This window comes from Secundilactobacillus silagei JCM 19001, from assembly GCF_002217945.1.
GTDB classification, from domain to species: domain Bacteria; phylum Bacillota; class Bacilli; order Lactobacillales; family Lactobacillaceae; genus Secundilactobacillus; species Secundilactobacillus silagei.
Genome location: NZ_BCMG01000007.1, coordinates 39692 through 59726 on the forward strand (window position 1 = coordinate 39692; position 20035 = coordinate 59726).

Consider the following 20035-nt stretch of genomic DNA (forward strand, 5'->3'; position numbering starts at 1 on the left):
ACCTTCCCTTTAATTCAGCAGGTTGTTAGTCTAAGGGGTCACGCCACTGCGCGGTCGGGAGTCGGTCGAAGTGGCAATTGCTCCGGAGCTAAGTTTGGCCATGCCAAACTGGATCTCCTCCGTCAATTGTATGAGTAGGCTTTCAAAGTACCAAAGCCAACTCATACGGCCACCACGACCAACTCCCGCCCACTCCGTTACGTTGAATTTTGAACACACTATATGTAGTGGAGTGTGAGCCACCCCATCGTAGTGTCGATGTCAGTTGATTACCGTTTTTTGGTAATCTAGTGACATACGAGACGGAGGAGATCCGCTCCAAGCGAAGCGCAGGTGCTAGCTCCGGAGCGAGTTCACTATGATGGGCCGGCTCACACGCAACGAAATATGATTTCAGTCTCCCACAAAACGCTCCGTTAGGTATACAATAGTAGAGAAAGGGTGATGTGCATGTTTTCCGAACGACTCCGGGCATTGCGCCGTGGTCAGGATTTAACGCTGGCCCAGTTGGCAACCGCCTTAAATCAATTATTTAAACCAGATAAAGAACACGAAAATACCGCAGCTCAAATTGGTAATTGGGAGCGTGGCATCCGGGTACCTTCCTACATGGAAGTCCGCAAATTAGCGGAGTTCTTTGATGTCACAATGGACTATCTCGCTGGTAAATCAGAACGTGATGAATACGATTTAGACCGCTTATTTCTGTCCGGCAAGGAATTAACATTTGGACAAAAAACTTTGTCATCCGATGACCGGTACGCCATCTATCAACTCATGAACGGCTACCTTCACGGCCGTTCGCGACGAATAGATACTAACGATGAAGAGGATACGCCCATTACGCATCAAGAATCCCTTGAACTTGGGCTTGATGGTGGTAAACAAAAATAAACCCAACCGCGCCATTCGTATTTATTTGTCGAATGACGCGTTTGTATCTGGAGGTATTCGTCTTGAATCCAAAACAAAAAAAGAAATTACTCAAACGTGCACGGCAACAACATACAGTTAAACCATCCGGCTACATTGCCACCATGGAACGATACAACACACTGTTTGCCGACTTTCCGACCATTAAAATACTGATCAATAATGTCTTGCAAGCTGACCGGTTGCTTAAACAGGGACTTTTACCGCAAACTCTGCCACAGTTACTACTACCTGATAACACGCAGGATGTCATTTTTAAGCAACTCAACGAGACCTTTCCCGCTGGCGATCCAGCAGGTGACAAGCGCTGGAACCAATTATCTGACGCCCTGCCTGACTTAGATAAAAAGCTCCGTAGTTTTCGGGATTATCTCGAGGACACTTATGGCATGTGGGCCTATATCTCAGCACCAGTTGCTAAGGATCTCGCCGATTTCATTAATGGTCGGCCTACCTTGGAAGTTATGGCAGGCAACGGTTACGTCTCTAAAGGCTTACAGGACAATGGTCAAACCGTGATCACCACCGACTCTAAGGATTGGACGAAGGAAAATGAAACGGGCAAACATCCCGTAACCAAGGTGGAACGGCTGACTGCTAGTGAAGCATTCACTAAGTACCATGATCAAGTCGATGTGATCGTTATGGTCTGGTCACCAGATGGCTTAACTATCGACTGGGACCTCCTGCAGCAAATTCGCGCAGCCGATAAGGATTACGATTTTATCGTGATTGGCGAAAAGGATGGCGCCACGGATTCAAAAGTGTTCTGGCAAAACGCTAAACTGTTAGAGACACCGGCAGTCAAAGCGCTGAACAAACACTTTAATCAGTTTGATTTGATTCATGATCATGTTTATTTAGTCAAATAAATCAAAAAAGTTCTGAGGATCCTATTCCTCAGAACTTTTTTTAAACTATTCAAATTTTCACTTCAATGTTCCTAACGTTATAACCACGCCTTCCCAAACATGGCTACCACGTATCAGCGACTAATCAGCCACTGTTAGATGTAAAAATGATGCAATTTCACTGCTTGGAATCGACTTGATCTTGGGTTGTCCGATGGCCGTCAGATAAACTAGATTCAAGTGACCATGACGATTTTTCTTATCGTTTTTAACCTTGTCTAACACTTTGGGTGACGTTAATAAGTCATCCGTCACCGGTAAACCAACAGCCGCAAGACGCTCGCGTAATTTTGCGGTAATGCCCTTCTCCGCCAAACCGGCGTTTTCAAACACCCGCATAATTGCCACGGTCCCGATGCTGACTGCTTCACCATGTCGCAGGCCACCATCAGCCAACGCTTCAACCGCGTGACCGATCGTATGACCAAAGTTCAATAACTGACGCGTGCCGCTTTCGGTTTCGTCAGCTATTACCACGGACGCCTTGTAATGAATCGAACGCGCGCTCAATTCAGGCGAATGGGTAATTAAATCTGCTGGACTGTTGATAGTCTCAATCAGTTGCCAGAATTCACCACCTTCCAATGCGGCGGTCTTCACGATCTCACCGTAGCCCTCAACCAGATCACGCTGTTTCATGGTTGCCAGTGTATCTGGATCAACAATCACTAAATCTGGTTCATAGAAAGCACCAATAATATTTTTAATGTTATCCAGATCAACGGCGGTCTTGCCACCCACCGAACTGTCAACTTGCGCCAATAGTGAGGTTGGAATTTGGATAAACGCTAATCCGCGCATGTACGATGCGGCTAACAAACCGGCTAGATCCCCGGTCACACCGCCACCTAACGCAATCACGCTATCATCGCGGTTGAAGGCATCGACAGCCATTTGTTGGGCTAGGTCCGCCAATGTCGTTAATGACTTTGACGCTTCACCAGCTGGAAAAACGTAGCGGTGCACTTCAAACCCCGCTGATTCCAGCGATGTGCCAACTTGTTCTTGATACAAGGGTGCGACATTACTGTCTGAAACCAGCGCAATTTTTCGCGCTGACCACTGTTTGGCAACTAGTTCGCCAACCGATTTTAACAGGCCGCGCTCAATTAGAACATCGTATTTTGTCTCTGGTAACGTCACAGAAACAGTCGTCATTCTAGCGCCCCGCTTCCGCTTGTTCGACCGGCATGCCAGTCGATAACAATTCACGAATGGCAAATGCTTTGTCGGAGAGCTCTTTGAATTCGTTTGGCTTCAATGCTTGTGGGCCATCTGAGAAAGCGTGTTCTGGGTCATCGTGGATTTCAACAACTAAGCCAGAAGCACCGGCAGCAACACCAGCCAAAGCTAATGGTGTGACGAATTCAGTGTGACCTGAAGCATGGCTAGGATCGATGATCACTGGGTAGTGGGTCAGCTTTTGTAATACTGGCACAACACCAACATCCATGGTATTTCGGGTGTATTTGTTATCGAAGGTCCGAATGCCCCGTTCAACGATCATAATGTTGTGGTTACCACCAGCAGCAATGTATTCTGAAGCGTTCAGCACATCGTCAACGGTGGCTGACATCCCACGCTTCAACATGACGGGAACATTAGTCTTCCCAACAGTTTTCAGCAAGGAGAAGTTTTGCATGTTCCGAGCGCCAATTTGGAAGATGTCAGCGTACTTGGCAACCATCTTCACGTGCTCATCGTCCATGACTTCGGTCAGCATGTCCATGTGGTATTCATCAGCAGCCTTGCGCATGAACTTCAGACCATCTTCACCTAACCCTTGGAATGAGTATGGTGAGGTTCGTGGCTTGAAGGCGCCGCCACGCAGGATCGTTGCACCATTGGCTTTAGCGACTGCCGCCATCTTAGCAATGTGTTCTTCTGATTCAACGGAACATGGACCAGCCATCATGGTGAAGTTGTCGCCGCCAATGACACTGTGCTTAGTCCGGATAACAGTATCTTCTGGGTGGAATTCACGAGAACCTTGAACCGCCTTTGGGACGTTAGTGATGATGTCCGTAGCTGCTGCTCGTTCGCTAGCTGATAAATCAGCCTCTTTGATGCCTTGCACGGCAACGCGGTTATTATGGACGAAGACTTCATGGGTGTTACCGAAGTGTTCCTGAAGTTCTGCAATAGTGTTTTGGTCGTTATTCTTTAATACAATAATCATAAATATCATCCTCACTTTTTGGTGTGTTCTAATTGTTGTTTGATCGTGTCTTTAACTTTGGCGATTGGCATCTGCTGGTTCGTCCAGCGGTAAAATGAACCCGCTGCTTGCTGAACTAACATGCCAAGGCCGTTCATTGTGTGGCAACCCTGCTGTTTTGCTTGGGCTAAAAATGGTGTTTCAAGTGGTGCGTAGATCGCATCCGCAACCAGCTGGCCTGCGTGAAGCCCCTGCATCACCCGTGGTGAAACTGGTGAATGCTTGTCACCCGCCATACCCAGGTTGGTGGTGTTGACGACCACGTCTGCTTGTGTCAGCACCGCAGCCATCTGAGCCTCATCTTCATAGGGCAACACGCGAATCTTATCCGACCAGCTCGTCAGCCGCTTTTGTAACGCATTAAACGTGCTGTTCTGCCGTTTGAATACCGTGACTTCCGCGCCGGCGTTGACCGTTGCTAGAATAATTGCCCGGCCAGCACCGCCAGCGCCTAATACCGCGACTTGCTTGTTCTGGACGGTGACGTGCTCATCTTGCAGCGCATGAAGGAAACCTTCACCATCCGTACTGTCGCCAATCAAATGACCCTCATGGTTGATCACGGTATTGACCGCCCCCAGTTGTTTAGCCACCGGGGTTAGCTCATCAAGATAGGCAATGATCTGTTGCTTATAGGGCATCGAAACGTTAATACCGCAAATCGGCAGCGCTCGCAGTGATTGAACAGCCGTTTTGAACTGTGACTGATCAACGTCAAAGGCGAGGTAAACGCTGTTGATGCCTAATGCCTGAAAACTCGTGTTATGAATCAGCGGTGACAAACTATGCCGCGCTGGTTTGGCAATAAAGCCATATAAACTTGTGTGTGCATCAACCAATTTGTCACCTCCTAAAAATTCTGTTCAAAATAAAAACGTCTCGCGATGCTTTGCTTTCACAAAACACTGCGAGACGTTGAACGTCGATATTATAACAACGGAAGTTTAGTCCGTGTCACACAGTGTTTTGAAAAACTTAACTGTGTGACCGGCAATGATACCTGAAAAACTATTGGCCGCACAGATTGCAGTGATGCGTGCCTGCAACCTGTCCGGTGTAGACACTACATTGACCAATAGTAACTAAATCGATTTAATTGTCGGTTTAATGCTTTCATTTTCAGATTCATAGTTTAAAACTCCTTTGAAGTTGTGTTTGATTTGTTATGAATGACTTTAAACTATTAGAATCAGTCTGTCAAGTACTAATCTGTTTTTAATCTAATTTAACGTTTTAAAAACGTCGCAAACGGGCATCTTATCAGCCTTTCTTACCGAATAATTAATTTTAACTATTTTTGATGTATGGCATTCAGTGGATTAGTTAAGTCAAAAATGCCTTTATTTCGGTCTTTATAGAATAAAGTGCTCAATAGCTTCTAATATAACTACTGGTGAAGCTTGAAAACAATCGTCAACTTTTATTCTTACATTAAAGGACCGCCACCGAATTTTTACCATAAAGTGGGAACTTTTCTAAATGATTATGAGAATTACATTAGCTAAGTTACCTGCTAACTTGACAAAAATTAATTTATTCGGTATTGTAAGTGCCAATTAAACACCGTCCATATAAACCGATGATGTGGAGATCAAGATTACCGTGCACGTCAAGAGAGTCGCCGAAGCTGAGAGTGCGATCGAACGCAGGTAGTTAAATGGACCACAGAGGGTTCTTCTGAAGAGTGTGAAAGCTGGCGGTTAGGGAGCGGAGTGTAAGACGAGTTCGACAAAAATCCCGGTTTTGGATTTATGTCGAAATTGACTTACATGCAGCTCTCTGCCAGCTTGAACACGTTTCGGCTATGTAGCATTACACAGCCGTTCAGTACGAAGAAACGTACAGGCATACGTCAGTTGTCGGAGATGTGAATACGCATCTCGTAAAGGGTGATGTGCGGGAGAAGTCCCGGCATCAAATTAAGGTGGCACCGCGGAATAAAAATTCCGTCCTTAACTTTTAGCGCTATTTTTCAGCGTTAATGTTATGGGCGGAATTTTTCTATTCTAAAGGAGATCTCATTCATGACAAACTTCAATTTATTATCAACACGATGGCAAAACTCGTTAGTCGCAACACCTCAATCAACCGACACTAACGACTAAATTGGAGGAATCAACATGACATTAAATGAACTGCTCACCGCTGCCAAGGGTTATCCGGCAGCCCCCGTCACCTTAGACTTTCAGCTGCCTGACTTTGACGCTGTAACCATCTTCAATGCTTTGAAAGAAGCTAAGGAACCAGGCTTTTTATTAACAGGAAAGCCCAAGAAAACTGAGGATGGCTACACGTTCATTGGTTTAGCACCCAGACAAACATTCACTTACCGTGATAACGTGCTGACGACCACGACTGAAGGTGGCGAAACCACTACTAAAGAAACAGCATTGAAACCCATTTTGGAACAAGTTTTAACCCAGCATCAAACACCTCTCATTCCCGGACTACCACCATTTACCGGTGGCCTGATCGGCTATTTCAGCTATGATTATGCCAAATATGCCACCACGGCACTCAAACAACAAGTTGCCGATCCAATGGGGCTGGATGACGCTGACCTGTTACTGGTTGACCGTGTGATTGCCTATAATCACCGCCAGCAAAAAGTCACCCTCAGCCAAATTATCCCAACTGATGAATTAGCTGCCCGTTACGACACCGTGATTGAAGATTTAAAACACCTTCAAAACCTCATTATCAACGCGCAACCCAAGCCATTACCACGGTTTGCGCTAACACAGCCATTTCATTTTCAGTTCAGCCTCGCTGAGTTTACGAAACACGTCGCAGTGGCACAAAAACACATCGTGGACGGTGATATTTTCCAGCTGATTTTCTCCAATCCGCAACAGGCGGCCATGAGCGGCTCACTGCTGGGCGTGGCGCCGACGTTATTTAAAGATAGTCCTAGTCCCTACCAGTTCTACTTCCATCACCGGGACTTCGAAACGTTAGGGGCTTCACCAGAAACTTTGATCACTAAGCGCGGCAACACCCTCTTCACTTATCCACTGGCTGGCACCCGTCGCCGGGGCGCTACCAAAGAAGAAGACGACAAGTTCGCCCATGAACTCCAAACTTCTGAAAAGGAAAAATCCGAGCACAACATGCTGATCGATCTAGGTCGTAACGATCTGGGTGTTGTCAGTCAATTTGGCTCCGTTAAGGTCACCAAGACGCGTAATTTACTAAAATTTTCAAACGTGATGCATCTGGGTTCAACGGTCGAAAGCACCGCTGATCCAAAGGCTTCCGCTATGGATATCGTCAACGCCGTGCTCCCCGCCGGAACCCTTTCCGGAGCACCCAAGATCTCAGCCATGCAGATCATTTCCAAATTGGAAAACCGCAAACGCGGCGTCTACGGCGGCTGCCTAGGCTACCTCGACTTTAGTGGTGACCTGGACCTATGTATCGGCATCCGTCTCACCTACCGGAAGGGCAACCAAATCGTCGTTCATTCTGGTGCTGGCATCGTCGCTGACAGTATTGCGAAGTACGAATATCAAGAATTTAACAACAAAGCCCGTTCAGTTGTGAACGCGATCAACACGGCAGACCAAGGAGGCGTCGCTCATGCTTTATCTAATTGATAATTACGATAGTTTCACCTATAACCTGTACCAACTCATTGGCACTCTCAGCGAAGAACCCATCACCGTTGTGAAAAACGATGAACTGACAGCTGAAGAACTGCTGGCAAAACACCCGACCGGAATCATTCTCTCACCAGGCCCGGGCCGTCCAGAAAACGCCGGCAATATGATGGAAATCCTCAACGCCTTTATCGGCCGGGTACCGATCCTAGGTGTTTGCCTGGGTCACCAAGCAATTGGTGAAGCCTATGGTGCCAAGGTTATTCACGCCCCTAAACTGATGCACGGCAAGCCTTCACAGATGACGCAGTTGGGACACGCGGCCATGTTTAACGACTGCCCCACCCAGTTTGAAGCAGCCCGATATCATTCACTGGTCATTGATCCAACCACCATGCCCACGAACTTAACTGTGACCGCAACCGCTGATGACGGCACGATTCAGGCCGTTGCCGATGAAGCCAACCAAGTATATGGCGTTCAGTTTCATCCGGAATCCATTATGACTGATGCCAAAGTTGGCGCTCAGATCATAAAAAATTATTTGGCTCAAATCCGCGTTGCAATGGCAATTGATAAGCTTGCATAAAATTAAATTTAGAAAAAAGTGTTGACATTATTTTCATAAAGTTTTAATCTAATGTCAATCAAACAAGTTCGCTCATACAAACCTATGATGTGGAGATCAAGATTATCGTGCACGTAAAGAGAGTCGCCGTAGCTGAGAATGCGACCGAACGCAGGTAGTTAAATGGACCACAGAGGGGCGCCCCGAAAGATTCCAAGTACGGGAGCACGTACAGACATACGTCAGTTGTCGGAGATGTGAATACGCATCTCGCAAAGGGTGATGTGCGAGGCTCTTGGTCTCGGCATCAAATTAAGGTGGCACCGCGGAATTAATATCCGTCCTTAATATAAACGCTAATTCTTTAGCGTCTATGTTATGGGCGGATTTTTTCTATTCCAAAGGAGATCTTAATCATGAAAAACTTCAATCAAACACGATGGCAAAGCCTGTTAGCAGCAACATCTCAATCGACTGACACTAACTAACCTAATTGGAGGAATTACCATGACCCAAATGACTATTGAAAATGCAATTACAAAAGTAGCAAACCGTACCGACTTAACCTTTGACGAAATGAACGACGTGATGAACGAAATCATGGATGGCAAAGCCAACGACATTCAAATTTCAAGTTTACTCACCGCTTTAACAGTTAAGCACGAAACCGTTCAAGAAATTGCCGGTGCTGCTAATTCCATGAGAGATCACGCCTTAACCTTTAAGGCTGGCGAACCGGTGCTTGAAATCGTCGGTACTGGTGGTGACCACGCCAACTCATTCAACATTTCAACCACTTCTTCACTGGTTGCCGCAGCGGCTGGTACCCCAGTTGCTAAGCACGGTAACCGAGCTGCTTCATCAAAGTCCGGTGCCGCTGATGTGCTTGAAGCCTTGGGTGTTAACATCAACGTCACACCAGAAGCCAGTGAAGAGATCTTAAATCAAATTGGCATCTGCTTCTTATTCGCTCAGGAATATCACAAGGCCATGCGCTTCGTGGCACCAGTTCGTAAGACCCTTGGCATTCGGACATTGTTCAACGTCCTTGGACCTCTGGCAAACCCAGCCCATGCTGGCATGCAGCTCTTCGGGGTTTACGATGAAGCCTTACTCGAACCAATGGCACATGTGCTCCACGCACTAGGCGTGAATAACGCATTAGTCATTCACGGTGACGATGGCCTCGATGAAGCTTCAATCTCAGCACCAACCCACGTGGTTGAAGTTCGCGGCGATAACTTCAAGGCTTACACTATCACCCCAGAACAATTTGGTTTAAAGCGGGCTAAGAAGCAGGATATCGTTGGTGGTACACCAGCCGATAATGCTCAGATCACCCGCGACATCTTAGCTGGTAAGAAAGGTCCTAAACGCGACATCGTGCTTCTCAACGCTGGTTTAGCCCTCTACACCGCTCATCCAGAGATGACCATTGAACAAGCCGTTCAAAAGGCTGCTGAAGTCATCGATAACGGTGCAGCCCAAGCTAAGTTGAACGAACTCATCGATTTGACGAAAGGAGCACAAGTAGCATGATCTTAGACGACCTTGTGGCAGCAACTAAGCGCCGCATGAAACGTGAACAAGCAACGATCTCCTTAGCCGAAATGCAAGCGAAAGCGGCCGCAACGCCGACGAAAGATCCGCAACTTGTCTATGACCGTTTCAATGCGCCCGGCATTCATTTGATTGGTGAAGTCAAAAAAGCTTCTCCTTCTAAGGGACTGATTGCCGAAAACTTCCCCTACCTAGAGATTGCCAAGGATTATGATCAGCACGGTGTCAGCGCCATTTCAGTGCTCACCGAACCCGATTATTTCAAGGGTGACATTCATTACCTAAAAGATATCGCAGCAGCTGTGAACGTCCCCGTTTTACGCAAAGACTTCGTGGTTGATCCCTACATGCTGTATCAGGCCAAAGCAGCCGGTGCCAGTATCGTCCTATTAATAGTAGCAATCCTCAGTGATCAGCAGCTGAAAGATTACTTCAAGCTGGCTCACGATCTTGGTTTAGCAGCCTTAGTTGAAGCTCATGATGAACAAGAATTACAACGGGCACTCGCTGTTGGCGCTAAACTAATTGGTGTTAACAACCGCGACCTAAGAACCTTCAATGTTTCGTTGAACAACAGCCTCAAGCTCCGCAAGCTGGTACCTGACAACATTGCCTTTGTCGCCGAATCTGGGATTCATACCAGAGACGACGTTAAGGTTATGGAAGCTAACCACGTGAACGGCATCTTGATCGGTGAAGCCTTGATGACTGCACCGGATAAAGCTAAAAAAATTACGCAATTATTAGGAGTGTGATGACATGACGCAAATCAAAATCTGTGGGTTAATGCGAGAACAAGATACGCAAGCGATTAATGAAGTGCACCCAGATTTCGCTGGTTTTGTGTTTGCGAAAAGCCGTCGTCAGATTTCGCTTGCTACTGCGTTAAAATTTCGTGAACTGATCGATGATGACATTCCAACTGCTGGGGTCTTCGTCAATGAACCACTGCAAAACATGTTAGACATCTACCACAGCGGTGTCATTCAAATCGTTCAGCTTCACGGCAATGAATCCGAAGATACGGTCAAGGCGTTGAAACAGGCGGGCGCAACCGTCTTTCAAGTCTTTAAACCCAATGCCGAAATTACCCCAACTGCAGCTGATTACGTGATGCTGGATAGCGGGAACGGTTCAGGAATCACCCTGGACTGGTCGCGAGTGCCACAAGCCCCGCACCCCTTTATCTTAGCCGGTGGGCTCACCCCCGAAAACGTCACGGCCGCGATTGCCGCTGTTCATCCAGATGTGATCGATGTCTCCAGCGGTGTTGAAACTAACGGTCAAAAAGACGCCGACAAGATTCGCGCAATCGTTGCAACTACACATGCTAACTAACGAAAGGAAATTTATCAATGACAGAACTTAACTTAAACCTTAACAAGAACACTACCGGCCGCTACGGCGACTATGGTGGTCAATATATTCCAGAAACTCTGATGAACGAACTGGATCGCATGACTAAAGCTTACGAGCATTACAAAAACGACCCAGAATTCAAAACTGAACTGCACGATCTGTTAGTGGACTACGCTAACCGGCCTTCATTACTCTACTACGCTGAACGGATGACCAAAGATCTTGGCGGTGCGCAGATTTACTTGAAGCGTGAAGATTTGAACCATACTGGTGCCCACAAGATCAACAACGTCATTGGCCAAGCATTACTGGCTAAGCACATGGGCAAGACCCGTTTGATTGCTGAAACCGGTGCCGGCCAACACGGTGTGGCGACTGCCACGATTGCCGCTTACTTCGGTATGGAATGTGAAGTCTTCATGGGTAAGAAGGATACTGACCGTCAAAAACTGAACGTTTACCGGATGGAATTGTTAGGTGCTAAGGTCCACCCCGTTACCAGTGGTTCAATGGTCTTAAAAGATGCCATCAACGCGGCGCTGCAAGACTGGACTAAACGGATCGACGACACTTACTATTTGATGGGTTCAGCTACTGGTCCTCACCCATACCCATTAATGGTTCGGGATTTCCAAAGTGTCATTAGCCAAGAAGCTAAGACTCAACTCAAAGAGAAGACTGGTAAATTGCCTGACATGGTCGTTGCTTGTGTGGGTGGCGGTTCAAACGCCATTGGTTCCTTCGCCAACTTCATCGATGACCCAAGTGTTCAACTGGTGGGTGCTGAAGCCGCTGGTAAAGGGGTTGAAACCGAACTGACTGCTGCCACTGTTGAACGGGGCTCAAACGGTATTTTTCACGGGATGAAGTCGATGTTCTTACAGAACAAGACCGGTCAAATTAACCCAGTATACTCAATCTCAGCTGGCCTGGATTACCCAGGTGTCGGCCCAGAACATGCTTACTTAGCTAAAACTGGCCGTGCCCAGTACGTTGGGATCACCGATGACGAAGCCGTTGACGCCTTTGAATACATCGCCAAAATGGAAGGCATCGTCGCCGCCATTGAAAGCTGTCACGCGGTGGCTTACGTGCGCAAGATTGCGCCAAAGATGCGCAAGGATCAAATTATTGTCTGCACCCTCTCAGGTCGGGGCGACAAAGATGTTTCGTCGATTGCTAAATACAGAGGAGTGGATATTGATGACTAAACTAACAGACGCTTTTAAAAACAAGAAGGCTTTCATCCCGTTCATTGCAGCTAATGATCCGGACTTTGAAGGCACTGTCAACAACGTGGTCGCACTAGCTAAGGGCGGCGCAGATATTGTCGAAATCGGGATCCCATTTTCAGACCCGATTGCTGATGGCCCAGTCATTCAGGCTGCTGATATCCGTGCCTTAAAGGAAGATCCAGATTTACCGATGGATACCATTTTTGATATGGTGGCTGAAATTCGTAAGCAGACCGATGTGCCGCTAGCGTTCTTAACCTACTTAAACATCGTCTTCCAATACGGCTATGAAGCTTTCACAGCTCGTTGTGAGGAATTAGGAATCTACGGTTTGGTCATTCCTGATATGCCACTAGAAGAACGCGGTGAACTGGAACCAGCCGCTAAGAAACATCACGTTGATTTGATCCCATTAGTCACCCCAGTTTCCGGTGACCGGATCGAAAAAATTGCGAAAGCAGCTACCGGCTTCATCTACGTGGTTTCTTCATTAGGTGTCACTGGTGAACGCAGTGAGTTCGCGAACGACCTTTCAGAACTCGTTACGCGGATCCGTAAAGTGACCGACGTTCCAACTGCCATTGGCTTTGGAATTCATACGCCAGAGCAAGCGACCGAAATGGCCCAAATTGCTGACGGTGCTATCGTGGGTAGTGCCTGCGTCAACATTGTCGCTGAATACGGCAAGCAGGCACCCGCTAAATTATTAGACTACACTAAACAAATGGAAAAAGCGGTCAATGCCCATCCAGTGAGATAGACAGGCTGCTAACAAAAACAGGTAACACTTCTCCCTTTAGTTGGGAAAGTGATACCTGTTTTTGTTTGATAACTCAATCTAATATGCTTGATAAGTAAACAACTTAAGCGAAATGACGCTAATCAAAAGCCCCCCAAGTCAAAAAAACGGGCTTGGGGAGCTTCTGGTGCTTGATGAGTTGCACAACCGTCACAATATCATAAAATTAAACAGAAATAAACTTTTGCTCCATCACTAAAGCAAATAAGCCGTTTTTTAAGTTATGAATAATCGCTTTTTACCCACCATTAGCTCGATTTACAATCTACCAACCATTCACTAAACCTTTAAAGGAAAACCATCATTTCAAAAAAAGTTGTCAAAATCAAGTCTTTTCTGTTGTATTTGCAAGCATATGCTGGTATTCTACAGATAATTTCTATTTGGAGGAGGGGGAAGTTTTGTACACGAAAACAACTTCTAGTTTTATTCATCGCATCGCGAGTTTTGAGACTCAGTATTTGAATCAACAACTACGCACTTTTGGTCTGAATACTGATCAGGCGCGCGCCATTAATTTCATTTCCAGTCACCCCGATAGTATGCAACGCGATATTGCACACTACCTCAATCGCCAAGAAGCCAGCGTCACGAACTTGTTAAAGGGATTAGTTCGTCGTAACTTAGTCATCCGCACGATTCCAGTTGAAAACGAACGGACCAAGTTATTATCCTTAACGCAGGCCGGTAATGACCTAGTTGCTAAGATTCAAGCGACATTTATGCAAATCAATGCTACCTTAGAAGATCCTTTGTCAGACGCTGATGCAACTAAATTAACCGAATTACTCAATACCGTTCAAAAACACCTTGATACGATTCAAAAATAACGGGTGTTAAAATTATTTAAAAATAACAATCCCCCTGATAATCGATTATCAGGGGGATTTATTATATTCTAGTTGATAGATTAACGTGGAATTGCCTTAAATTACAGTGATACCTTGGCACCATTCAACTCAACTTCAATGGGATCACCTGACAGCAACGTTAGTTTAGCACCATCGCCATCCACGTGGACTTGAATTGAACGGCCACGGAACAGTACCCGGAATTGGTAACTCGTCCACTTCTTTGGTAAAAATGGCTTGAAGTGCAGCTGGTCATCGTGAACCCGCATCCCTGCGAACCCTTGCACGATTGCCAACCAGCTACCGGTCATAGAAGTAATGTGCAGCCCATCATCGGTATCGTTGTTGTAGTCGTCTAGGTCTAATCGTGCAGTCCGTTCGTACATCTCAACGGCTTTATCTTCATAATGGAGATCAGCGGCTAAGATCGAATGAATGGCAGCAGACAGACTTGATTCGTGGACCGTTAATGGTTCGTAGAAGTCGAAGTTAGCCTTCTTTTGTGCTGGCGTAAAGTCATCGATAAAGTCCCAGATACCTTGCAGGACATCGCCTTGCTTAATGTAAGGTGACCGCAGAATATGGTCCCATGACCAGTGCTGATTAATTGGTAACTGGTCAGCTGGGATTGATGAAACCGGCTTGATATCCTTGTCTAAGAAACCGTCGTGTTGCACAAAGATGCCTAATTTCTTATCGGCTGGCAGATACATCCGGTCGACGATATCTTGCCACTGCTGCTTTTCAGCATCGGAGACATCGAGCTTTTGAGCAACCTCATTTGAGACTTCGCCCAAAATTTGCAGGGTATAACGCAGTGTCCACTGGGCCAAATAGTTCGTGTACCAGTTGTTATCAACGTTGTTTTCATATTCGTCAGGGCCCGTAACACCGTGAATCATGTACTGCTGTTTACGTTCGCTGAAGTGGACCCGATCAGCCCAGAAGCGAGAAATTTCGGTCAAAACTTTGCTGCCTTCGTTCAGTACGTAACTCTTATCGCCGGTATAGCGCGTGTAGTTAAAGATAGCAAAAGCAATATCACCGTTTCGATGGATCTCTTCAAACGTAATTTCCCATTCGTTATGACATTCGATCCCATCGAAGGTCACCATTGGGAACAAGGCACCTTTGAGTCCTTGTTCGCGAGCGTTATGGTAAGCACCGTCCAATTGCTGGTAACGGTACATCAGTAAGTTACGGGTAACCTTGGGATCAGTGATCCCCAGATAAACGGGAACGGCGAAGGCTTCGGTGTCCCAATAAGTCGCACCACCGTATTTCTCACCAGTAAACCCTTTAGGACCAATGTTTAGACGGCTATCTTCACCATAGTAGGTTGAAAATAGCTGGTAGAGATTGAAACGAATTCCCTGCTGTGCGCCGGTGTCGCCCTCAATTTCAACATCGGATTTTTCCCACCGGTCAGCCCAGATTTTGGTATGTTGAGCTAATAAATCGTCATAAGAAGTTGCTGTCACCCGTTTGCTAAGGGCATTCATGGCACTTTCCAGTTCGCTTTGCGTGTCATAATCCCGGGATGTTAAAACGACCACTCGTTTAACCAACTGAGTACTTGCTTGCGGCGCTAGGTCACCGCTAAATTGATTAACGACCTCTTTATCACTGCCATTTTCGCCATTATCAGCTGAAAAATCGGTAACGTTGGTCATCTTCATACCAACCGTGAACCGCGGCGTGCCAAATGGATTTTCCTTCGTAATGGCCACGATCGACCCAGTATCGGATGTTGCGTCCTTCTTCAGGATATCCCAGAACCGTTCATCGTAGTTGGCGTCTTCATTTTGCACATCTGCATCCAGTGCTGATTTAAACGTCACGTGAGCTGATTGGGTGCTTTGGTTAGTCACAGTCAGTCGAATCACTGATAACTCTTTTTGATCCGCACTGATGAACCGTTCAAACTTAAAACCAATCTGCTGACCGCCCTTGGTAAGGGTAAATGACCGGGTCAAAACCGACTGCTTCATATCAAGGTCCATTTCAAAATCACTGAAAACATCGGTTGCCAGATCAATCGGTTCACCGTTGATCAGCACGTTTAACTTAATGAAATTGATTGCGTTGATCACTTTACCAAAGTATTTAGGATACCCGTTTTTCCACCAGCCGACCCGGGTCTTATCTGGAAACCAGACGCCGCCAAGGTAGATGCCCTTAAGCGTATCACCCGAGTAGTTTTCTTCAAAGAAACCGCGCATCCCCATGTTACCGTTTCCTAGACTGGTCATGGATTCTTGCAGGCGTTTATTCTCCGGCTTTAATTCATGCGTGATAACGTGCCACGGTGTCACTTCAAACGTTCTTTTCATATTGATCATGATTCCTTTCTAGTGTTTGTTCATTACGGTCAAAGTCGTTTAACTAAGCTTTGCGTGCCCAAACTTCTTTTACCACACCAACTGATAATGCACCTAGTGCCAGGAAAATACCTGATAATAAGAGCATGGTTGGCATGTGTGATCCTAACAGTGGGAAGATGGCGAAGCTGGCCAGTGAAGCCACGATTTGCGGTAAGCAAATTGAACTGTTGAATAAGCCCAAGTAAGTTCCCATGTTGGCAGAATCGGTAATCGCATTGGTCAAGAAAGTGAATGGGAAAGCGTTCATTGCAGCCCAAGCGCAACCAATCAAAATAAAGGAAACCAGTAGTGTGTACTTGTCGTGAATGAAGTAGATAGAACCAAAACCAACCGCACCCATGACTAAACTTGCTGAGTAGAAGGCTTTGTGATGGGTGTTACCTACACGTGATAAGACTAAGGCCCAGATGACGGCGGCAATTGACTGTACAGCAGACATCACACCGTACCAGTTACCGGCTGCTTGATAGCCAGCACTCGTTGGGTTAGTGACACCCCAAACGTTAGAAGCGATGGCACCAGTAGAGTAAGTCCAAAGGTACTGGAAGCCCATCCAGCAGAAGAATTGTACAATCGAAACCGTCCAAAAGACTTTAGGTGCCGTCTTCAAGGCTTCAAACATACCCTTCCGTTTTTCATCTTTATCAATTCCATGATACTTGGCGTAAGTCACTGGATCGTATTCTTTAACGCGGAACACGGTGAGTAAGCAGCAAAGTAACAGGATAATGGCACCGGCATAAAATGACCAAACAACGGAATTCGGAACCGTTCCCTTTTTAGCCGTGTTCGCGATCCCCAAAGCAGTTAAAGCAAATGGGAAGATGCTGGCTAATAAAGCACCGGCGTTAGAACTGAAACTTTGAATCGAATAAGCAAACCCCTTTTGTTTCTCGTTGACCATGTCACCAACCATCATCTTGAATGGCTGCATGGCAATGTTAGAGGAAACATCCATGAATAGTAAGGCAATCGCACCGAACCATAACGCGGCCAGTGAACCAAAACCAAAGCCAAAACTGCCGGCATTCGGCAATAGGAACATAACGACCATGGCGATAACGGCCCCAATCAACAGATAAGGGATTCGACGGCCAAGTCTTGGAATCCAAGTCCGGTCTGAGAAGTGACCAACTAACGGTTGAACGATCATCCCAGCTAGTGGTGGCAGGATAAAGAACCAGCCTAAGTTGTTAGGATTGGCCCCAATCGTTTGAAAGATCCGGCCCATATTCGTACTTTGTAATTGAAAGGCCATTTGAACACCTAAGAACCCAAAGTTGATCAGAAAAATAGTTGATGACGGTAACGTAGGCAGCATATCTTTTTTTGGTGTTTCTGCCGTTGGCGTTGAAGCAGTTGTATCTGACATATTTACCCTCCTTACAGGATTAAACGAAAAATAATAATTGCAAACGCTTTCGCACACATATTATGCAACCGTTTGCACAATAATGCAACCGGTTGCATTGATTTTTTTAAAAAGAGGTTAACCATTTCACAAGTCAACCTGATTAAACCGCTATTTATCGTCAACCTTATTTTTCAATCGTAAAGGGAATCAATTCCGATTGTTTATCTTTATCAAATAGTACTCGGACCGCTGCTTGACCCATCCGTTCGGGATAAAGTTCCACAAATCGAACTTGTTCATCCGCTAAGAACCCGACTTGATTGCGGTTAAAACTAATCAATGCCGTCCGGGTATCCTGCAGTTCCCACATCGTTTGCGAAATCATGACGCCTAAAAGGTCATCAGTTGTGACGATACCGTCAATCGTCTCGCGTGTCCGTAAAAATTGCTCGACCGCCTGATCTAAGTGCAATTGACTCAATCTTGGCAGCTGTAACGTTTCCGTTTTCACGTTGGCAGCCTTCATTGCTTTTTGAAACCCCAATCGCCGTTGCTGCTCAAACTTCAGTTCTGGCAGCTGCTCAACAAATAAGGTATGTGTCACTCTAAAAACGTCAATGAGGTATTCACCGACTCTTTGACCTGCCAGCCGATTATCATTGTTGACGTAATTTTCAGAGTCTTCATTAGGATCACCTACTAACACATAAGTCATCCCCTGCTTCTTCAATAGCTCAATCACTGGGTCGTTGCTGACCGAATAGAGTAAAATAAAATTATGGATCAGCCCTTGACTGATCAGTGTCTCAACGTTTTGAACCAGTGCTTGACTACTGTTAGCAATGGCCACCGACAGCATGGCATGACGTGACTGTAATTCTTTGTTGATGCCCATTAAGAGATCAACGAAAAACGGGTTAGCAGACATACTCATTTCACCAGGCGGAAAAATAACGCCAACTGCGTTAGAAACACCAGTGGTTAACGTCTTAGCATTATAGTTAGGTTTATACCCCATTTTTTTAGCTAGTGCTTGAATCTTACTGCGTGTTTTTAAGCTAATACTTGAATGATTGTTAAGTGCTCTTGAAGCCGTTGAAACAGAAACACCAGCACGTTTAGCAATATCTCGAATTGTCACTACCATGGCGGTCTTCCCTCCCGTTAATATTCTGATATTATTGTAAGCCATGATTATTTAAAATGATATATTTCCATCACAATCTTAATTCTGAAAGAAGTCTTGTACCATCACAATCGATATCAACTGGTTATATCACACACTTCTCACCCACATGGGGCCTTCAGGCTGGTGGCCGGCAGACGATAAGCGTGACATCATTGTTGGTGCCATCTTAGTCCAAAATACGGCTTGGCAAAACGCCGATGTGGGCCTGAATAATTTAAAACACCGCACCGGGTTAGACCCCGCTACGGTGTTATCGTTATCACAAACTGAATTAATGGCCTTGATCCGTGCCAGTGGGTTTTATCGCAATAAAGCTAAGGCCATCCATAATGTTTTCCAGTGGTTCAACGACCATCACTGGGACTACGCCGGCGTCGCTTCCAAGACGACCCAATCGGACCTGCGAACACAACTTTTGGCACTGCCGGGTGTGGGCCAGGAAACGGCCGACGTCTACCTCGTCTATATCTTTGATCTACCGGCCTTCATTGCTGATTCTTATACGAGACGCTTATTCAAACACCTGGGTTATCTGCAAACGGATACTTATCAGCACCTCAAGCGACAGATCACGTTACCTGACAGCTTCACCTTTGAAATGGCACAGGATTTTCACGGTCAGTTAGATGAATTTGGCAAACAGTATCTTCAACGTGAAGATACCTTTACTAGCAGTTTTTTAGCCCATGATTTACTTAAATATCAGCAGGCTCAAAAACGCCAGTAACCCCGGAAGCCCTTGCGTTAACGCAATTTGCCGGTTAACGGTCAAACCGCCATAGATGCCGGCAACCACCACAAACCCGGTAAATAACAGACTGCCCGAAATCACCGCGCTGGCAGGTAACGCGAAGCGCATGAACAGCAGACCGACCCCCACAAAACCGTTATACAGACCAATGTTAGCCATTGTAGTCTTGGTTTCTGGCTGATGCTGATATTCCGCTGAAAAACCAAACGCGTTGCGAGCAGCAGCCGTCTGAGAACCAAACATTTCCAAACACAAGATCAGCAGTGCTTCCACTGCTACGATCACAATCAAAACCGTACTGATTAGTGACATCCTAATTCCCCC

General features: G+C 46.2%; 18 protein-coding genes. 11 read left to right on the top strand and 7 right to left on the bottom strand.

The window, feature by feature from the left end; translation table 11 throughout:
* Positions 1–450 precede the first annotated feature (450 nt).
* Complete coding sequence (locus CES79_RS07335) at positions 451–894, top strand: helix-turn-helix domain-containing protein (protein ID WP_089136772.1); 444 nt, start codon at positions 451–453, stop codon at positions 892–894.
* A gap of 62 nt (positions 895–956) precedes the next feature.
* A complete protein-coding gene (locus tag CES79_RS07340; protein WP_089136773.1) occupies positions 957–1805 on the top strand; it encodes an SAM-dependent methyltransferase in 849 nt (282 codons plus the stop codon).
* Between the two features lie 120 nt (positions 1806–1925).
* On the opposite strand, the gene aroB is transcribed toward CES79_RS07340, so the two are convergent.
* Genes aroB through CES79_RS07355 form a run of 3 tightly spaced genes read right to left on the bottom strand, consistent with a single transcriptional unit; the run spans position 1926 to position 4901 of the window.
* Positions 1926–3002: a 3-dehydroquinate synthase gene (gene aroB / locus CES79_RS07345; protein ID WP_054654468.1), complete on the bottom strand. Its 1077-nt coding sequence runs from the start codon at positions 3000–3002 to the stop codon at positions 1926–1928.
* A gap of 1 nt (position 3003) precedes the next feature.
* Entirely contained in the window at positions 3004–4023 is a 1020-nt protein-coding gene (gene aroF, locus CES79_RS07350; RefSeq protein ID WP_089136774.1) for a 3-deoxy-7-phosphoheptulonate synthase, read from the bottom strand.
* An 11-nt stretch (positions 4024–4034) separates the two neighbouring features.
* Positions 4035–4901 (bottom strand): shikimate dehydrogenase, encoded by an 867-nt coding sequence (locus tag CES79_RS07355; RefSeq protein WP_054654470.1) that lies wholly within the window; start codon positions 4899–4901, stop codon positions 4035–4037.
* Positions 4902–6182: 1281 nt separating this feature from the next.
* Here CES79_RS07355 and CES79_RS07360 point away from each other — a divergent pair.
* From CES79_RS07360 to CES79_RS07395, 8 genes are all read left to right on the top strand, one after another.
* Positions 6183–7658: an anthranilate synthase component I family protein gene (locus CES79_RS07360; RefSeq protein WP_089136775.1), complete on the top strand. Its 1476-nt coding sequence runs from the start codon at positions 6183–6185 to the stop codon at positions 7656–7658.
* On the top strand, positions 7642–8250 hold the full coding sequence (locus CES79_RS07365) for an anthranilate synthase component II (protein ID WP_089136776.1): 609 nt from the start codon (positions 7642–7644) through the stop codon (positions 8248–8250). The genes CES79_RS07360 and CES79_RS07365 overlap by 17 nt, the downstream gene beginning before the upstream one ends.
* A gap of 495 nt (positions 8251–8745) precedes the next feature.
* The gene (trpD, locus tag CES79_RS07370) at positions 8746–9768 is read left to right on the top strand and encodes an anthranilate phosphoribosyltransferase (RefSeq protein ID WP_054654588.1); all 1023 of its coding nucleotides are present in this window, start codon (positions 8746–8748) and stop codon (positions 9766–9768) included.
* Positions 9765–10544 carry an indole-3-glycerol phosphate synthase TrpC gene (gene trpC, locus CES79_RS07375; protein WP_089136777.1) on the top strand — a complete coding sequence of 260 codons (780 nt, stop codon included), beginning with the start codon at positions 9765–9767 and terminating at the stop codon, positions 10542–10544. The genes trpD and trpC overlap by 4 nt, the downstream gene beginning before the upstream one ends.
* A gap of 4 nt (positions 10545–10548) precedes the next feature.
* A complete protein-coding gene (locus CES79_RS07380) occupies positions 10549–11127 on the top strand; it encodes a phosphoribosylanthranilate isomerase (protein ID WP_054654474.1) in 579 nt (192 codons plus the stop codon).
* A gap of 17 nt (positions 11128–11144) precedes the next feature.
* Entirely contained in the window at positions 11145–12359 is a 1215-nt protein-coding gene (gene trpB / locus CES79_RS07385; protein WP_054654476.1) for a tryptophan synthase subunit beta, read from the top strand.
* A complete protein-coding gene (gene trpA / locus CES79_RS07390; protein WP_089136778.1) occupies positions 12352–13143 on the top strand; it encodes a tryptophan synthase subunit alpha in 792 nt (263 codons plus the stop codon). Before trpB ends, trpA begins: the two co-directional genes overlap by 8 nt.
* 440 nt (positions 13144–13583) lie before the next feature.
* Positions 13584–14012, top strand: a complete 429-nt coding sequence (locus CES79_RS07395; protein WP_054654478.1) for a MarR family winged helix-turn-helix transcriptional regulator — start codon at positions 13584–13586, stop codon at positions 14010–14012.
* Between the two features lie 101 nt (positions 14013–14113).
* Here CES79_RS07395 and CES79_RS07400 read toward each other — a convergent pair whose 3' ends face one another.
* The 3 genes from CES79_RS07400 to CES79_RS07410 all read right to left on the bottom strand — a co-directional run bounded on the left by CES79_RS07400 (position 14114) and on the right by CES79_RS07410 (position 18918).
* Positions 14114–16366: a glycoside hydrolase family 65 protein gene (locus tag CES79_RS07400; RefSeq protein ID WP_089136780.1), complete on the bottom strand. Its 2253-nt coding sequence runs from the start codon at positions 16364–16366 to the stop codon at positions 14114–14116.
* 52 nt (positions 16367–16418) lie between these two features.
* Positions 16419–17789: an SLC45 family MFS transporter gene (locus tag CES79_RS07405; protein WP_089136781.1), complete on the bottom strand. Its 1371-nt coding sequence runs from the start codon at positions 17787–17789 to the stop codon at positions 16419–16421.
* A 166-nt stretch (positions 17790–17955) separates the two neighbouring features.
* Positions 17956–18918, bottom strand: coding sequence for a LacI family DNA-binding transcriptional regulator (locus tag CES79_RS07410; RefSeq protein ID WP_159459477.1), 963 nt, complete (start codon positions 18916–18918; stop codon positions 17956–17958).
* Positions 18919–19066: 148 nt separating this feature from the next.
* Between CES79_RS07410 and CES79_RS07415 the strand changes: the two genes are divergently transcribed.
* The gene (locus tag CES79_RS07415) at positions 19067–19687 is read left to right on the top strand and encodes an endonuclease III domain-containing protein (protein WP_054654484.1); all 621 of its coding nucleotides are present in this window, start codon (positions 19067–19069) and stop codon (positions 19685–19687) included.
* Here the strand turns inward: CES79_RS07415 and CES79_RS07420 are convergent.
* Complete coding sequence (locus CES79_RS07420) at positions 19652–20023, bottom strand: DUF1304 domain-containing protein (protein WP_054654486.1); 372 nt, start codon at positions 20021–20023, stop codon at positions 19652–19654. The two genes, CES79_RS07415 and CES79_RS07420, sit on opposite strands and share 36 nt — an antisense overlap.
* Positions 20024–20035: the final 12 nt, after the last annotated feature.

What these genes read in the sequence shown, in the direction of transcription:
- trpA (WP_089136778.1), top strand. Translation starts at nt 12,352, where the DNA reads ATGACTAAACTAACAGACGCTTTTAAAAACAAGAAGGCTTTCATCCCG.
- CES79_RS07380 (WP_054654474.1), top strand. Translation starts at nt 10,549, where the DNA reads ATGACGCAAATCAAAATCTGTGGGTTAATGCGAGAACAAGATACGCAA.
- trpC (WP_089136777.1), top strand. Translation starts at nt 9,765, where the DNA reads ATGATCTTAGACGACCTTGTGGCAGCAACTAAGCGCCGCATGAAACGT.
- CES79_RS07335 (WP_089136772.1), top strand. Translation starts at nt 451, where the DNA reads ATGTTTTCCGAACGACTCCGGGCATTGCGCCGTGGTCAGGATTTAACG.
- CES79_RS07405 (WP_089136781.1), bottom strand. Translation starts at nt 17,789, where the DNA reads ATGTCAGATACAACTGCTTCAACGCCAACGGCAGAAACACCAAAAAAA.
- CES79_RS07415 (WP_054654484.1), top strand. Translation starts at nt 19,067, where the DNA reads ATGGGGCCTTCAGGCTGGTGGCCGGCAGACGATAAGCGTGACATCATT.
- aroF (WP_089136774.1), bottom strand. Translation starts at nt 4,023, where the DNA reads ATGATTATTGTATTAAAGAATAACGACCAAAACACTATTGCAGAACTT.
- CES79_RS07410 (WP_159459477.1), bottom strand. Translation starts at nt 18,918, where the DNA reads ATGGTAGTGACAATTCGAGATATTGCTAAACGTGCTGGTGTTTCTGTT.
- CES79_RS07365 (WP_089136776.1), top strand. Translation starts at nt 7,642, where the DNA reads ATGCTTTATCTAATTGATAATTACGATAGTTTCACCTATAACCTGTAC.
- aroB (WP_054654468.1), bottom strand. Translation starts at nt 3,002, where the DNA reads ATGACGACTGTTTCTGTGACGTTACCAGAGACAAAATACGATGTTCTA.
- trpB (WP_054654476.1), top strand. Translation starts at nt 11,145, where the DNA reads ATGACAGAACTTAACTTAAACCTTAACAAGAACACTACCGGCCGCTAC.
- CES79_RS07400 (WP_089136780.1), bottom strand. Translation starts at nt 16,366, where the DNA reads ATGAAAAGAACGTTTGAAGTGACACCGTGGCACGTTATCACGCATGAA.
- trpD (WP_054654588.1), top strand. Translation starts at nt 8,746, where the DNA reads ATGACTATTGAAAATGCAATTACAAAAGTAGCAAACCGTACCGACTTA.
- CES79_RS07420 (WP_054654486.1), bottom strand. Translation starts at nt 20,023, where the DNA reads ATGTCACTAATCAGTACGGTTTTGATTGTGATCGTAGCAGTGGAAGCA.
- CES79_RS07360 (WP_089136775.1), top strand. Translation starts at nt 6,183, where the DNA reads ATGACATTAAATGAACTGCTCACCGCTGCCAAGGGTTATCCGGCAGCC.